Genomic DNA, 16,065 nt, shown 5'->3' with positions numbered 1-16,065 from the left:
TGAACGTCGGGTTTTTGCTGCAGCGACATTGCATGAGGATAGGGTGATGAATAGCAACACACTGTGGTTGATCGGCCGGCGCCTGGGCGCGGCGATCGTGACCTTGTTGATTGTGTCCATGGTGGTTTTCGCCATCACGGCGGTGTTGCCGGGAGACGCGGCACAACAGTCTCTGGGGCAGTTCGCCACACCGGAACAAGTGGCAGCCTTGCGCTTGAAAATGGGGCTGGATCAGCCGGGTGTGTTGCGTTACCTGCACTGGTTGATGAACTTGCTCAGTGGTGACATGGGGCAGTCCGTTTCCAATGCCATGCCGGTCAGCGAGTTGATGGCCGGGCGGGTGCCTAACACCCTGATGCTGGCGGCCGCTACGGCGCTGGTATCGGTACCGGTGGCATTGATCCTGGGCATCGGTTCGGCGATGGGGCGGGGCGGGCGCATCGACGGTTTCCTCAGCTTTTTGACCTTGACCATGGTAGCGGTGCCGGAGTTTCTGGTGGCGACCCTGGCGGTGCTGATATTCGCGGTGAACCTGGGTTGGTTGTCGGCGCTGTCGTATGCCAGTGACATCACTTCACCCTGGCAATTCATGCGCACTTACGCGTTGCCGGTGATGACGCTGTGCTGCGTCATCGTCGCGCAAATGGCACGCATGACCCGGGCGGCGGTGATCGATCAGCTCGATAGCCCTTACGTGGAAATGGCCCGGCTCAAAGGCGTGAGCAAAATTCGAATCGTCCTGCGCCATGCCTTGCCCAATGCCATCGGGCCGATTGCCAATGCCATCGCCCTGAGTCTTTCCTACCTGTTGGGCGGGGTGGTGATCGTCGAGACGATTTTCAACTACCCCGGCATCGCCAGCCTCATGGTCGATGCAGTGACCAACCGCGACATGGCCCTGGTTCAAGCCTGCACCATGTTGTTTTGTACGGCGTATCTGACGTTGGTGCTGATTGCCGACCTGTGCGCGATTCTTTCCAATCCGAGGCTGAGAAATCAATGAACAATCTCATTGTGAAATCGCCGGCTACTACAAAATTAGCGCTGGGCAAGGTTTCCCACGGATCGTCCTGGCTCGGCCTGATCGGTGCCGCGATGTGTGTGATCTGGTTGCTGGTGGCCATCTTCGGCCCGTGGCTGGCGCCACATCCGGTCGGGGAAGTGGTCTCTGATAATGTCTTCGACAACCTGAGTGCTGCTTACCCGTTCGGCACCGATTACCTGGGCCGGGACATGCTCAGCCGGATCCTCGTCGGTGCACGATTCACTGTCGGCCTGGCGTTGATAGCCGCAGTATTGGCCAGCGGGTTGGGGACCAGTTTTGCGTTGCTGTCGGTGGTTTCACCAAAGTGGCTGGATGAGCTGATCAGTCGCCTGATGGACGCCTTCATTTCGATCCCCAGCAAGATGCTGGCGCTGATCATGGTCTCGGCCTTCGGCTCCTCGGTCACCTTGCTGATCTGCACGGCGGTATTGAGCTTTACCCCGGGCGCGTTCCGTATTGCCCGCAGCATGGCAGTGAATATCGAAGCGCTGGAATACGTGCAAGTGGCCCGCACTCGCGGCGAGCGTCGGCTGTACATCGCCTGCGTGGAGATCCTGCCGAATATCCTCAACCCGGTGCTGACGGACCTGGGCTTGCGCTTCGGTTTCATCGTTCTGCTGCTCAGCGGCATGAGCTTTCTGGGCCTGGGTGTGCAACCGCCGGATGCCGACCTCGGCTCGCTGGTGCGCGAGAACATCGGTGGCCTCAATCAGGGAGCACCGGCCATCGTGATTCCGGCCCTGGCCATCGGCACACTGACCATCGGTGTGAATCTGTTTATCGACCGGCTGTCGTCGCGACGTAGTCGACGTTCGGGAGGCCATTGAAATGAGCGAATTGATTCGAGTCCAGGACCTGCGAGTGGTCGCCTGTGGCGAACTCGGCGAGGTGGAAATCGTCAAGGGCGTCAGCTTCTCCCTGCAAAAGGGTGAAGTGCTGGCATTGATCGGTGAGTCTGGTTCCGGCAAGACCACCATCGCCCTGGCATTGCTCGGTTATGCCCGGCGCGGTTGTCGGCTGGCAGGTGGCGTGGTGCAAATCGGCGAACACGACATGCTGGCGTTGAGCGAAAGCGAACTGCAAGGCTTGCGCGGCAATCGGGTGTCATACATCGCGCAAAGCGCGGCGGCGGCGTTCAACCCGGCGAAAAAACTCATCGACCAAGTGGTGGAAGGCGCGTTGATTCATGGCCTGGGTAGCCGGGCGGAGCTTGAGGCCAAGGCCATCGAGTTGTTCCGCGATCTCGCCCTGCCAGACCCCGATCGCATCGGCCAACGCTATCCCCATCAAGTCTCCGGCGGGCAACTGCAACGGGTGATGGCGGCCATGGCACTGATCAGCGATCCACTGCTGGTGGTGCTCGACGAACCGACCACGGCACTCGATGTGACGACCCAGATCGACGTGCTGCGTGCCTTCAAACGGGTGGTGCGTGAACGTGGTGCGACGGCGGTCTATGTATCCCATGACCTGGCCGTGGTCGCGCAGATGGCTGACCAGATCGTGGTGCTCAATGGCGGCGAGATCTTCGAACAGAGCGCCACCGGACCTTTGCTCAACGGCCCGGCTCATGAATACACCCGCAGCCTGCTGGCGGCGGCGCGGCCGGACACGACAATTCGTCCGCCTTGCGGCATCGCCGAAGAGACCCCGCTGCTGACCATCCAGGGCCTGACCGCCGGTTACGGCAACAAGAACGCGCAAGGCATGCCGGCCATTCGCGTGCTGGAAGACATCGACCTGACGGTTCGCAGAGGCCAGGCCATCGGCGTGATCGGTGAATCGGGCTCTGGCAAGTCAACCCTGGCACGGGTGGTGGCCGGATTGCTGGAGCCCGCTCTCGGCGGTCTGACCTTCGATGGCCAACCCTTGGGTGGCAGCCTGTCGTCGCGCACCGACGAGCAGTTCCGACGGATTCAAATGGTTTTCCAGAATGCCGACACAGCACTCAATCCGATGCACAGCGTCAGTACCATTCTGAGTCGGCCGCTGAAGATGTATTTCGGTCTCAAGGGGGCGGCATTGCGCGAGCGTATCGGCGAGCTACTGGATTTGGTGCGCTTGCCGCGAACCATGGCCGAGCGCCGCCCGAACGAACTGTCCGGCGGGCAAAAGCAACGGGTCAATCTGGCCCGGGCCCTGGCCGCCAAGCCGGATCTGATTCTGTGCGATGAAGTGACCTCCGCCCTGGATACCGTGGTCGGTGCAGCGATTCTCGAACTGCTGCGCGACCTGCGTCAGCAACTGGGCGTGTCCTATCTGTTCATCAGCCATGACATCTCCACCGTGCGAGCGCTGTGCGATGACATTGTGGTGATGTACAGCGGCCACAAGATTCAGGCCGGCACTCGCCAGTCGTACGCCCAGGCGCCGTTCCATCCCTACACCGACCTGTTGATCCATTCGGTGCCAGAGTTGCGCCAGGGCTGGCTGGAAGGCTGTGGAACAACCACCTGCGGCACGCTGCCGCCCATTGGTGAAAAAGCCAATGTGCCTGGGCTGTGCACGTTCCTCAATCGTTGTCCGGTGCGGGTTGACGGCTTGTGCAATTGCGTCCCGCCGGACCGTCGGTTGATTGTTGGCGGCAGTGAAGTCCTTTGTCATCACGACAGTGCCGAGTTGCTGAAAACCCAGAAGGATGCCAACAGCTTGATCACGGGAGCCTATGCATGAACGGGCGTTTCGTAAGGCTGGCCGAACAGGGCCGGCCCACCGTCAAGCTTCAGGTAGACGGCAAGCCCATCGAGGCGCTGCAGGGCGATACGCTGATGGTCGCGTTGCTGACTCAGGGCTCGGCGTTGCGCCAATCGGAATTCGATTCGGGCCGGCGCGCCGGCTTCTGCCTGATGGGCGCCTGCCAGGACTGTTGGGTCTGGACCCGCAGCGGCGAGCGTCTGCGCGCCTGTTCCAATGAGGTCCGTGAAGGCCTGGATATCGTCACCACACAACCGGAGGCGATATGGCCACTGCGCGGATAGCCATTGTCGGTGCCGGGCCAGCCGGCATACGTTGTGCCGAAACCCTGGTCGCCGCGGGTTTCAAGCCCATTCTGATTGACGAGAATCGTCGGGATGGCGGGCAAATCTACCGTCGCCAACCCGAAGGTTTTACCCGCGATTACGCCACGCTGTATGGCACTGAAGCCGCCAAGGCCAACGACCTGCACCAGAGCTTCGACCGCTTGCGCGGGCAGATTGACTACCGTCCGGACACACTGGTGTGGAACCTGACGCCGGGGCAACTGTGCTGCGTCAGCCAGGGCAAACACTCGACGGTGGATTACGACGCGCTGATCCTGTGCACCGGCGCGACCGACCGTTTGATGCCGATCGAAGGCTGGCAATTGGCGGGCACTTATAGCCTGGGCGGGGCGCAGATTGCGCTCAAGTCCCAGGCCGTGTCCATCGGCCACCGCGTGGTATTCATGGGCAGCGGGCCGTTGCTTTATTTGGTTGCCAGTCAGTATGTGAAAGCCGGGGCCAAGGTCGCGGCGGTGCTCGACACCTCGCCATTGAGCAAGCGAGTCGGCGCATTGCCCAAGCTGTTGGCACGCCCCGGCTTGCTGTTCACCGGGATGAAACTGCTGGCGCAGCTCTATCGAGCGAAAATTCCGGTGCACCTGGGCATTTCGCCGCTGCAAGTGCTGGGCGATGCGGCCAACGGTGTCAGTGGCGTACGCGTGCGCACGGCGCGGGGTGAGACGTTGACGGTCGATTGCGACGCTGTGGCGCTGGGTTATCACTTGCGCCCGGAAACCCAATTGGCCGACCTGGCCGGTTGCCGTATGCGCTTTGACGAGGCTTCCAGCCAATGGTGGCTGGCCGTCGATGAAGACGGTCGGACCTCGGTCAGCGGTGTATATGCCGCCGGCGACGGTTCGAAAATTCGCGGTGCCGATGCCGCCGAGCACGCCGGGAGACTAGTGGCCATGGCGCTGCTGGAGGATCTGCAGCAACCGGTGAACGTCGGGTTGCGCGACGAACAACGGCATGCGCTGGCGGTAATGGAGCAGTTTCGTCTCGGCCTGGCCCAGGCATTTCCCTGGCCGGCGGCGCAAGCCAAAGCGTTGCCGGACACGGCCATCGTCTGCCGTTGTGAAATGATCAGCGCGGGGGAATTGCGTGCAGTGGTCCGGGAAAAAGGCGCTTGTGAAGTCAACCGGGCCAAGGCGTTCAGCCGGGTCGGCATGGGCCGCTGCCAGGGGCGTTATTGCTCCCAGGCCGGGGCTGAGCTGATTGCCGCGGCTGCCGGCGTTGATGTCGAACAGGTCGGTCGTCAGCGCGGTCAGGCACCGGTCAAACCCCTTTCGATGCTCACCGAGGAGGTGTCGCCATGACTGTACAGAAAGCCGATGTCGTGATTGTCGGCGGTGGCATCATGGGTTCGGCGGCGGCATTTTTCCTGCGCCAGCGCGGGCAGTCGGTGATTCTGCTGGAGCGCGACCAGATCGGCCAGTATGCCAGCGGCGTGAATTTCGGCAACGTGCGGCGCCAGGGTCGTTACCTCGGGCAGCTTGAGTTGGCCAATCGCTCGTATGGGTTATGGAAACGTCTGCCGGAGTTGATCGACGATGACCTGGAATTCATCGCCAGCGGTCATTTGCGTGTGTGTTACCGCGAAGACGAGATCGCCGAGTTGCAAGCCTACGCAGACGCCCCTGAGGCGGAGCAGCTGGACTTGAAGATTTTTCGGGGCGACGAGTTGCACAAGCGCTTCCCGTTCCTCGGCCCGGATGTGAAGGGCGGCTCCTACGCTCCCCACGATGGTCACGCCAACCCGCGTCTGGCCGCCCCGGCGTTTGCCCGGGCGGCACGACGCCTCGGCGCGCGGATTGAAGAGCGTACAGAAGTGGCCGAGGTGCAGAAGGTCGGCGGCGAGTTCAGCATCAGCACCACCGACGGTCGTCAGTTCAGCGCCGCTCAGCTATTGATCACCGCTGGCGCATGGGGGCAAAAGCTCTCGGCGCAGTTTGGCGAACCGGTGCCGCTTGAGACCAAAGGCCCGCAAATGGCCGTGACCGAACCGGTACCTTACGCCTTGCCGACGGTGATCGGTGTGTACACCAAAATTGAAGAGGAAATGATTTATTTCCGCCAGATCCCCCGCGGCAACATCGTCATCGGTGGCGGCTACCGCAGCAAGCCCGACATGCTCACTCGTCGGGCTCAGGTCGAGCCGCGCAGTATCCTCAATCAGTTTGAGCAAATGCGTCGTCTGCTGCCGGGTGTCGGCAACTTGAACATCATTCGGGTATGGAGTGGTATCGAAGGTTACCTGCCTGATTCCCTGCCGATCATGGGGCCAAGCGGCACCGTTGATGGCTTGTTCTATGCCTTCGGTTTCTCCGGCCATGGCTTCCAGCTCGGTCCGGGCGTGGGCGACGTGATGGCCGAACTGATCAGCACCGGTAGCACCAGCACTTCGATTTTACCGTTCTCCATCAACCGGTTCGCTTCTTCAGCCGAGCAACGGACAACTGAGCAAAGGAGCAGGGCCTCATGAAACCCCGCGTACTGGACATTCTCAAACGGCTGATGGCGTTCGACACCGTGTCTTCGGAGTCGAACATGGCCTTGATCGAGTACGTGCGCGATCTGCTGCTGACCAAGGGCATCGAGTCGTTGATCGTCAAGGATTGCACCGGTAAAAAAGCCAACCTGTTCGCCAGTACCGGTCCACGGGAAGTGCCAGGTATTTTGCTGTCCGGACACACCGATGTGGTTCCCGCCGCGGGACAGGCCTGGACCTTCCCGGCATTTCAGGCGACGGTGCAGGACGGGCGGATTTACGGGCGTGGCAGTTGCGATATGAAGGGCTTTATCGCACTGGCGATCGACGCCATGCTCGATGCCGCCGACCATTCATTGAACCGGCCATTGCAACTGGCACTGTCCCATGATGAAGAGATCGGTTGTGTCGGCGTGCGGCGTTTGCTCGACGTACTGCACCTGGCACCGGTGCGGCCGTTTTTGTGCGTGATTGGCGAACCTACCAACATGCAGTTCGTGCTCGGGCACAAGGGCAAGGGTTCTTATCGCACTTACTGTCGCGGTCTGGAGGCGCATTCCTCGCTGGCACCGCGTTCGGTCAATGCGATTCATGTGGCGTGCGATTTCATCGCGGCACTGCGTCAGAGCCAGCAGCAACTGCAAGAGCAGGGCGCCCAGGATGCCGACTATGACGTGCCCTTCAGTACCGTGCATGTCGGGCAGATTGTCGGCGGCAAGGCGCTGAACATCGTGCCGAACCTGTGCACCCTGGATTTCGAAGTGCGCAACTTGCCGGCGGACGATCTGGATCAGTTTCTGGAGCAGATGCGCGAACGTGCCGAAGTGATCGTGCGCGAAGCTAAAAAGCTGTCCAGCGTGGCGGATATCGAAATTGAAACTCTGAACGTCTATCCCGGCCTCGATACTCACCCGAGTGTTGAAGCGGTGCGTTTTCTGAAGAACTTTGCTGCGCCGGATACCGGTGCCGCCAAGGTTTCCTTTGGCACCGAAGGCGGGTTGTTCAAACAGCGGCTGGATGTGCCGGTTGTAGTCTGCGGCCCTGGCTCGATAGAACAGGCGCACAAGCCTGACGAGTTTATCGAGATCAGCCAGATGAAGGCGGGCGAGCACTTCCTTCAAGGGTTGTTGGGTTCGATGCGGCTTTAGAGTTCCGCTTCCCGATTTTGATCGGTGTACATATCCGTTGCTGCGGTCACGGCGGCTATTGGTTCCGCCAGCGGCCGTTACCGCAGAAATGGATATGTACTCCAAAAACACCAGACCCCCGACAGTGCATCGACCGAGTGCCGCCGAGCCTTGGCCTCCATCACCCACCAACAGTAGAGCCTGCCGTCGAATACCGATTTTCAGCATTCAACGGCTGCTGGGGTGGCGCTTTCAGCATCCTCGTCCGGGACGACCCAATAGACTGAAGGCTGTCTCGGAACAGGACTCGACACCATGCTCAAGAATCGCTTGAAAGACCCCAGCCTGCTGGTAGAACTCGCTTACATCGACGGTCAGTGGATCAGCGCCGACAACGCCGCCACCCTTGACGTCATCGACCCGGCCAGCGGCCAGTTGCTCGCTCGTGTACCCGCGATGCAAGGCAGCGAAACCCGACGCGCCATCGAAACCGCCGAACGCGCCTGGCCAGCATGGCGCGCACGCCCGGCGGCAGAACGGGCGGCGCTGCTGGAGCGCTGGTATCAGGCCATGATCGACAACCTCGACGACCTGGCGCTGATCATGACCTGCGAACAGGGCAAACCGCTGAATGAAGCCAAGGGCGAAATTCGCTACGGTGCCGGTTTCGTCAAATGGTTCGCCGAAGAAGCCCGACGGGTCTACGGTGAAACCATACCGGCACCCAGTGGCGACCGCCGCTTGCTCACGCTCAAGCAGCCGGTCGGGGTCTGCGCCGCCATCACCCCGTGGAACTTCCCCAATGCGATGATCACCCGCAAGTGTGCGCCGGCCCTGGCCGCCGGCTGTACGATCATTGTCAAACCTTCGGACCTGACGCCGCTGTCGGCCCTGGCGCTGGCCGTACTCGCCGAACGGGTCGGCATTCCGGCCGGGGTGTTCAACGTCGTGACCGGCATGCCCGCCGGCATCGGCGAAGAACTGACCGGCAACCCGACGGTGCGCAAAATCTCCTTCACCGGTTCCACCGCTATCGGTCGGCTGCTGATGCGCCAGAGCGCCGAACACATCAAGCGCTTGAGCCTGGAATTGGGCGGCAACGCCCCGTTCATTGTGTTTGACGACGCTGACCTTGAGCAGGCAGTGGCCGGGATCATGCTCAGCAAGTTTCGCAACGCCGGACAAACCTGCGTCTGCGCCAAACCGGATTCTGGTGCAGGACGGTATCTACGAACGCTTCGCCCAGCGCCTGGTAGAAGAGGTGGGCAAGCTCAAGGTCGGCAACGGCCTGGACGCCGACGTCAGCATCGGCCCGCTGATCAACGCGGTGGCGGTGACCAAGGTCGCCCGGCACATCGATGATGCCTTGAGCCTGGGCGCGCGTTTGCTCTGTGGCGGCATCCCCGAGGGTGACAGCCAGTTTGTTCAGCCGACGGTGCTCGGTGACGCCCATGCCGGGATGTTGCTGGCCAATGAAGAAACCTTCGGCCCGGTTGCACCGCTGATGCGCTTTACCACGGAAGAAGAGGCGCTGGCGTTGGCCAATGCCACGCCTTATGGCTTGGGCGCCTATTTCTTCACCCAGGACTTGCGTCGTTCATGGCGGTTCGGCGAGGCGCTGGAGTTCGGCATGATCGGTCTCAACACCGGGCTCATTTCCATGGAAGTCGCCCCATTCGGCGGTATCAAGCAATCGGGTCTGGGCCGTGAAGGCAGCAAGTACGGCCTGGATGAATACCTTGAAGTCAAAGCCTTCCACATCGGTGGGCTGTGATCCGGTCACAGTTTTGAACAGACATTGAGGAGAGCCGATTGATGAGCAAACCATTCAGAATCGCCGCAATTGCCGGCGATGGCATCGGCAAGGAAGTCTTGCCGGAAGGGCTGCGGGTACTGGAGCAGGCCGCAAAAAAATGGCAACTGGATTTGAGCATCGAAGTGCTCGACTGGGCTCACTGCGATTACTACCTGGAACACGGGCAGATGATGCCCGCCGATTGGTTCGAACAGCTCAAGGGCTTCGACGCGATTTACTTCGGCGCCGTGGGCTGGCCGGACAAGGTGCCAGACCACATTTCCCTGTGGGGTTCACTGCTGAAGTTCCGTCGTGACTTCGACCAATACGTGAACATCCGCCCGGTGCGGCTGTTTCCCGGTGTACCGTGCCCGCTGGCCGGGCGCGAAGCCGGGGACATCGATTTCGTGGTGATCCGCGAGAACACCGAAGGCGAGTATTCGTCGGTTGGCGGCAAGATGTTCGAAGGCACCGAGCATGAGTTCGTGTTGCAGGAGTCGGTGTTCACCCGGCGCGGCGTAGACCGGATTCTCAAGTTCGCTTTCGACCTGGCCCAGACCCGGCCACGCAAGCGCCTGACGGCGGCGACCAAGTCCAACGGGATTTCCATCAGCATGCCGTATTGGGACGAGCGCACTGCATTGATGGCTGCAAAGTACCCGGACGTCACTTGGGACAAACAACACATCGACATCCTGTGCGCGCGCTTCGTGCTGCAACCGGATCGTTTCGATGTGGTGGTGGCGTCGAATTTGTTCGGTGACATTCTGTCCGACCTGGGGCCGGCCTGTGCTGGAACTATCGGCATTGCGCCGTCGGCCAACCTCGACCCGGAGCGACGCTTCCCCTCGTTGTTCGAACCGGTGCATGGCTCGGCACCGGATATCTATGGGCAGAACATTGCCAATCCGATTGCGATGATCTGGTCCGGTGCGCTGATGCTGGACTTCCTGGGTAATGGCGATGAGCGTTATCGCGCCGCCCACGACGGAATTCTGCAGGCGATCGAGCAGGTTATCGCCCAAGGGCCGATCACTCCCGATCTGGGAGGACAGGGCTCGACCCAGGATGTTGGTATGGCGATCGCCGCATTGCTTTGAGCCGAGGCAACAACTGCTCAGCAGGAAGCTTTGCTCATTCTTGTGTCTCACCCTTTTAGCCCGTCTCACTGCGGGCTTTTTTTTGTCTGGCGCCCTCGTGATTAATCTCTCTTTCTTTTGCTGTTGCGAAGGGAGTAACGAAGGAGGGCAGCGGTCTATGAGGCAAGTCTTGAATGCAGCTGTTGCTGTTGTTTTTAGTGGGGGCGCGCTGCGCGCAAGGAGGGGAGTAGTAGCAATTGATTGATCAGTAGGGCTGATAATGCCGGCGGAGAAAAATCCTCCGCCGGCGTTAACGCGGATCAAGTTATTTGACGACGTAAAACTTGCGCACATACACGCTGCTGTTCCAGGCACAGGGAGCACCTCGAGTCACGAACACCGTATCGCCAGTATTGACCGTCAGATGGGTCCCATCCGCAATCTGGAGGGTGACGCTGCCTTCGAGCAGGTGCATCAGTTCATGCAGCATGTGTGGTCTCGCCCTGCGGGTATAGGGCGTCGAGTCCCAGACGCCGATGCGCAGGTTGGTCGCTTCTTCGACAAACACATTGTGCGAGCGACATTGCGGTGCCGGGCTTAGCAGAATTTCTGCATCCGGTGCCGCCGAGGGAGAGAGCAGGGTTAACGGAGGGAGAGGTGTTAATCCGCGATTGCAGGCCTCAACAGGCTGTGTATCGGCGCAGAATGCCCAGCAAGAATCGGGTTGCGCCTCGATCTGGAGCGACGTGCCACGGGCGATCACCGCACTGTCACCAGGATTCAGTTGGAGCGTGCAATCCTGACTACGCAAAGTGACTTGTCCCGCGTGCACCACGATCGTTTCACTGTAGGGATAGTCATCGATGCTGAATTGTCCGCTCGCCTGGACCACGCCGGCAGCCATGTCATCCGGCCCGACATAAGCGATCTGTCTGTCGAAAGGATCGTTTGCCCCCAACGAACCGGGGACGAATTTTGTTAGAACGGGACTGCCGTCGGCGTGTGCCAACAGCACTGCAGTGGGCTCTAGCATGAAGGTGTTTCTCCAGGGAAATGCAGCGTGTAGCGTTGGATGTAACGGTGGGGTTTGTCAGCCGATGGCCTGAGTCACCAGCGCAAACTGGTGCACTGCGCCGATCGCCTGCGGTGGGGTACCGCGAGCCATTTGTGCAACGGTGTCGACGTGCTTCAGCCCGGCTTCTTCCAGGCAAGGAGCCAGACCGTTGTCGGACGGTATATCCATGCGCACGAAGGCGTCCGGCACTTGGGCCAATAACACTGCGATCAAGTGCTTGGCCTGCTCTGGGTTTTCTGCGATGACCGGGCCGATGCAGCGACCACGGCCGAACGGACGCAGCATGGCGAAGGCGCGCAGCTGACCATCGCGTTCGATACCAACCGAGTGTTCAACAATATCGAACAGATCCTTGAGCACGGCGTCTCGGTCCAGACCGCTGCCGGCGTTGGCCAGTTCAATCTGCACGCTCCGATCGGCTTCGGTCAGCGGGCGGCAGCGCTCACCAGCTGGCAAATCATTTGGTACAGGGGATAGCGCTTGCCCCTGATGTTGTTGAATATGCCCAAAGTCAACGAACCCCTGGCTGGCATAAAGCGGGGCACCGGCCAGCGTCGCATTGAGTATGGCGGTGCGCGATCCGCAAGCCTCAAGTGCCAGCTCCATCAGCTTGCGACCTATACCCTGGCCCTGGTATTCATCACTGACGATCACCAGGCCGATGGTGGCGTAATCTCCCTGCGCACAGGTGAACGCAGTACCGATCAGGCGGCCTTCGTCTTCCACGACAAAACCTTGCGCGATGCGCTGCAACATGGCCCATTCTTCCAGGCGGTGGGGCCACTTCAACTGTACGGACAAGGCGTGGGCCGACGCCACATCGGCCGAGGTCATGGGGCGATAGAGATATGCAGAGCGTTGTGAGTTGGACATGGCAGGTCTCCATTGACAGGGAGCTTAATCGGTCGGATTTTTCCGCTGAAAGTATTGGTATCTCACCTGCGGCGAGGCCTGACAAGAGGTCCCTATTGATTCGGTAGATTCTTAAAGCGACAGCTCTGTAGGCCACATTTACTGCTCAAATGAGAAGCAGGATCGGCAGCAAATACTGGATCGACTTTCAGGATGCAGGCCAAAGCAAATGCACTTCTGATGGGGAGATTGCTTAAAAAAAGGCGCCCGGAAATTCGATAACGGCGGGTCAGTAGCTTCGCTCGCGGTTAATCTGGCCAAGCATGGACTCACCGCGTTGATGCCGACGGATATTTTCCAGCAATACGCTAAACGCACTTTCTGGCTGAGTCATTGCCGCGATATGCGGTGTCAGCACTATCTGCGGATGGTGCCAGAAGGGATGATCCGGTGCGGCCGGTTCCTGTTGCAGTACGTCGAGCACCGCCGCGCTGATCTGGCCGCTGGCCAGGGCTTCAAGCAGATCCTCTTCTACCAGATGCCCACCCCGGCCCATGTTGACCAAGGCAGCGCCTTTGGGCAGGTGCTGGAACAACTGACGGTTGAGAATCCCTTTGGTCTGCTCGGTCAGTGGCAGAACACAAAGCACGATGTCGCACTGGGCGAGGAAGGCCGGCAGTTGCTCGGCACCGGCAAAGCAGTCCACCCCGGCGATGCGATGCTCGCTGCGTGCCCAGCCCGACAAGGCAAAGCCAAAAGGCTGCAACGTGGCCAGAATCTGTTGAGCCTGTGTGCCGAGCCCCATCACGCCTACTCGACGTTTGGCTGCCGGTTGCAGCAAGTGAGCCTGCCAGCACCGGGCCATTTGTTGCTGGCGATAACGAAGCATATCCCGGTGCAGGCTCAGCACCGCAAAAGCGGCGTATTCGCACATACCCCGGGTAATGCTCGGGTCGAGTAGACGGACCACCGGCAGGCTCGTGGGCAAGCGGTCAAGGTCAAGCTGATCGACCCCGGCCGACAAGGCGAACAATACCTGCAGGTTTGGCAACAAGGTGTCGAGATCATCCGGGGCCTGCCACGCCGCCAGGTAGCGAATATCCTGCGGATCACCGATGTCTGGCCAGGCACGCCATTCGATATCTGGAGCATGCTCGGCGAATAGCCGCTTCCAATGTTCGCCGCGCACCGGGTCAGCTTTATAGAGCAGGGCCATGAGTGATTTCTCGCATTAAATGGGGAGCATCAAGCATGCCCGAGTGCCAAAGCAGGATATGCCGAAAGACTCTGCATAAACACATGACATTGCGTTGTATAGGGCGCATATCGGCAGATTCCATGGGGCTGGTCGCCGCTGAAGGATTCTGCTGTTTGCAGGGGTGAAAACAGTCGATCCGAATTTCTCAGAGGCCAAGTTCGGCTTAGACAATTGCGTCGAAAGCTTAACCTGTGAACCACATTGCAGCCGCTTTCCGGTTGCCAGGCCCACTATGAGAGATGCCTATGAACAGTAAAGTCGAAGAAACTCCGAGTTTGCTCCGTCAACGCGATCAATTCGTGCCACGGGGTTTGGTTACCGCACACCCGCTGGTCATTGACCGGGCCCAGGGTTCTGAGATGTGGGACGTGGACGGCACGCGCTACCTGGACTTCGTCGGCGGCATTGGCGTGTTGAACATCGGTCACAATCACCCAAAGGTAGTCGCGGCGGTGCAAGCCCAATTGCAAAAGGTCAGCCATGCTTGCTTCCAGGTAGTGGCCTACAAACCTTATCTCGACCTGGTCCAGCGTTTGTGCGAGTTGGTCGGTGGTCGTGAAGCTTACAAAGCGGCGCTGTTTACCTCCGGTGCGGAGGCTGTGGAGAACGCGGTGAAGATCGCTCGCGCACATACCAATCGCCCAGCGGTCATCTCCTTTCGTGGCGGTTTCCATGGACGCACGTTGCTCGGCACGACCTTGACCGGCATGAGCCAACCTTATAAGCAGAACTTCGGGCCCTTCGCTCCTGAGGTCTTTCATACCCCGTACCCTAATGCCTATCGCGGTTTTACCAGCGAGATGGCCCTGCAAGCCCTGAATGAGTTGCTGGCGACCCAAGTCCCTGTGGACCGAGTGGCAGCGATCATCATCGAACCAGTGCAGGGCGATGGTGGTTTCCTTTCCGCGCCGCCGCAGTTTCTCCAGGCGCTGCGGACTCTGACCGAACAACATGGCATCGTGCTCATTCTCGATGAAATTCAGACAGGCTTCGGCCGCACCGGCAAATGGTTCGGTTTCCAGCACGCAGGCATCCAGCCGGACCTGGTCACCGTCGCCAAGAGCCTGGCCGGTGGCTTGCCGATCTCGGGCGTGGTGGGTCGTGCGCACATCATGGACGCGCCATTACCCGGCGGTCTGGGCGGTACTTACGGTGGTAATGCCCTGGCTTGCGCCGCAGCGTTGGCAGTGATCGAAACCTACGAACAAGAGCAGTTGCTCGCGCGCGGTGAAGTATTGGGCGAGCGCTTGCGCCAGGGCCTGCTGCGCCTGCAGACACGTCACCCTCGGATCGGTGACGTACGCGGCACCGGCTTCATGTTGGCGATCGAACTGATCAAAGACGATGAAGCCCGCAGCCCCGATGCCGAACTCACCCAGCAACTGATCGATCAGGCCAGGGTTGGCGGGCTGTTGGTGATCAAGTGCGGCGTGTACCGTAATGTGCTGCGCTTCCTTGCGCCTCTGGTCACCGAAGAGGAGCAGATCGATGAAGCGCTGACGATTCTTGAGGCAGCATTGTTACGCGTGTTGAATTAATCTCAGGCTTCGGTTGGCGCAACGTAATACTGCGCCAACCGGGGCATTTGGAACGCATGGATTGATGAAATGCATCATGGGAGGCAACACACCATGTACCTGACTGACTATCGTGCACTGCTGATCGATTGTGATGAGGTTCTGGTCGATCGAGATTCCGGTATCTGGACGGCGCTGCAACCGTTGCTCGAAAATCATCCGGGTGTGCCGGGCAGGGAAGAGGTATTGGCTGCGTTTGACGAGGCGGTACGCACGCTCTATCCACGTTTTTCCGAACTGGGTTTCAGTGGCTTATTGTGCTTTGCCCATCGTCAGTTGGCAGAGCGCTTCGGGCTCAAGGCCAGTTGGGAGGAGGGGATGAGTTTCGCCCGATCGGTGGGCAACTGGTCGCTGTTCGAAGATGCGCCCGGTGCCATGTTGTATCTGCGCAAATTCTATCGGCTGCTGGTGTGCTGCGATCGTGATGCCGAGGATCGCGAACAGCTCTGTGAGCGTTTGGGGATTACGCCTGAAGACTTGCTTTCCCGAGTCAGCAAGCCATTGGAGGACAGCGTCTGGTTGCAAGACAATAACCTGCAAGCCAAAGATATCCTGCAGGTTTCCAGGCCTCCCGCCGAGCCGCCAAAATCGGCTGGTTTGTGCCTGATTTGTCGTGGGCATGGCAACGATACCCAGCAAAGTCCTGCGGATTTTTGCATCAACAGCATGGCCGACCTGGTCGCTCAGCATCAGCTATCTTTGCGACGCTGACTTTGCTAAAACCACTGTATGACTGAATGGCAATCAAG

General features: G+C 59.9%; 13 protein-coding genes and 1 pseudogene. 11 read left to right on the top strand and 3 right to left on the bottom strand.

What is annotated here, in order from left to right:
* The first annotated feature begins 46 nt into the window (after positions 1 to 46).
* The 9 genes and pseudogenes from ABH909_RS18335 to ABH909_RS18295 all read left to right on the top strand — a co-directional run bounded on the left by ABH909_RS18335 (position 47) and on the right by ABH909_RS18295 (position 10,575).
* Positions 47 to 1,003: an ABC transporter permease gene (locus ABH909_RS18335; protein ID WP_429435817.1), complete on the top strand. Its 957-nt coding sequence runs from the start codon at positions 47 to 49 to the stop codon at positions 1,001 to 1,003.
* Positions 1,000 to 1,872 (top strand): ABC transporter permease, encoded by an 873-nt coding sequence (locus ABH909_RS18330; protein WP_429435814.1) that lies wholly within the window; start codon positions 1,000 to 1,002, stop codon positions 1,870 to 1,872. The genes ABH909_RS18335 and ABH909_RS18330 overlap by 4 nt, the downstream gene beginning before the upstream one ends.
* A gap of 1 nt (position 1,873) precedes the next feature.
* Positions 1,874 to 3,718: an ABC transporter ATP-binding protein gene (locus ABH909_RS18325; RefSeq protein WP_429435812.1), complete on the top strand. Its 1,845-nt coding sequence runs from the start codon at positions 1,874 to 1,876 to the stop codon at positions 3,716 to 3,718.
* Entirely contained in the window at positions 3,715 to 4,023 is a 309-nt protein-coding gene (locus ABH909_RS18320; RefSeq protein WP_048393142.1) for a (2Fe-2S)-binding protein, read from the top strand. Before ABH909_RS18325 ends, ABH909_RS18320 begins: the two co-directional genes overlap by 4 nt.
* Positions 4,005 to 5,381: an FAD-dependent oxidoreductase gene (locus ABH909_RS18315; protein WP_429435810.1), complete on the top strand. Its 1,377-nt coding sequence runs from the start codon at positions 4,005 to 4,007 to the stop codon at positions 5,379 to 5,381. The genes ABH909_RS18320 and ABH909_RS18315 overlap by 19 nt, the downstream gene beginning before the upstream one ends.
* Entirely contained in the window at positions 5,378 to 6,547 is a 1,170-nt protein-coding gene (locus ABH909_RS18310; protein WP_429435807.1) for an NAD(P)/FAD-dependent oxidoreductase, read from the top strand. The genes ABH909_RS18315 and ABH909_RS18310 overlap by 4 nt, the downstream gene beginning before the upstream one ends.
* Positions 6,544 to 7,701 (top strand): acetylornithine deacetylase, encoded by a 1,158-nt coding sequence (argE, locus tag ABH909_RS18305; RefSeq protein ID WP_429435805.1) that lies wholly within the window; start codon positions 6,544 to 6,546, stop codon positions 7,699 to 7,701. The genes ABH909_RS18310 and argE overlap by 4 nt, the downstream gene beginning before the upstream one ends.
* A gap of 294 nt (positions 7,702 to 7,995) precedes the next feature.
* Positions 7,996 to 9,454, top strand: a pseudogene (locus ABH909_RS18300) (NAD-dependent succinate-semialdehyde dehydrogenase).
* A gap of 41 nt (positions 9,455 to 9,495) precedes the next feature.
* Positions 9,496 to 10,575, top strand: coding sequence for a tartrate dehydrogenase (locus ABH909_RS18295; RefSeq protein ID WP_429435803.1), 1,080 nt, complete (start codon positions 9,496 to 9,498; stop codon positions 10,573 to 10,575).
* Between the two features lie 304 nt (positions 10,576 to 10,879).
* On the opposite strand, the gene ABH909_RS18290 is transcribed toward ABH909_RS18295, so the two are convergent.
* The 3 genes from ABH909_RS18290 to ABH909_RS18280 form a co-directional block, all read right to left on the bottom strand.
* On the bottom strand, positions 10,880 to 11,587 hold the full coding sequence (locus tag ABH909_RS18290; protein WP_429435800.1) for a cupin domain-containing protein: 708 nt from the start codon (positions 11,585 to 11,587) through the stop codon (positions 10,880 to 10,882).
* Positions 11,588 to 11,644: 57 nt separating this feature from the next.
* Positions 11,645 to 12,502, bottom strand: a complete 858-nt coding sequence (locus ABH909_RS18285; RefSeq protein WP_429435797.1) for a GNAT family N-acetyltransferase — start codon at positions 12,500 to 12,502, stop codon at positions 11,645 to 11,647.
* Positions 12,503 to 12,770: 268 nt separating this feature from the next.
* Entirely contained in the window at positions 12,771 to 13,697 is a 927-nt protein-coding gene (locus tag ABH909_RS18280) for a 2-hydroxyacid dehydrogenase (protein WP_429435794.1), read from the bottom strand.
* Positions 13,698 to 13,984: 287 nt separating this feature from the next.
* On the opposite strand from ABH909_RS18280, the gene gabT reads away from it, so the two are divergent.
* Entirely contained in the window at positions 13,985 to 15,277 is a 1,293-nt protein-coding gene (gabT, locus tag ABH909_RS18275) for a 4-aminobutyrate--2-oxoglutarate transaminase (protein ID WP_429435791.1), read from the top strand.
* A 93-nt stretch (positions 15,278 to 15,370) separates the two neighbouring features.
* Positions 15,371 to 16,027, top strand: a complete 657-nt coding sequence (locus ABH909_RS18270; protein WP_429435788.1) for an HAD family hydrolase — start codon at positions 15,371 to 15,373, stop codon at positions 16,025 to 16,027.
* The last annotated feature ends 38 nt before the right edge of the window (positions 16,028 to 16,065 follow it).

Origin of the sequence: Pseudomonas sp. BS3782 TE3695 (assembly GCF_050435305.1) — a bacterium.
Lineage (GTDB): Bacteria > Pseudomonadota > Gammaproteobacteria > Pseudomonadales > Pseudomonadaceae > Aquipseudomonas.
This window is presented reverse-complemented; position numbering and strand designations above follow the sequence as displayed.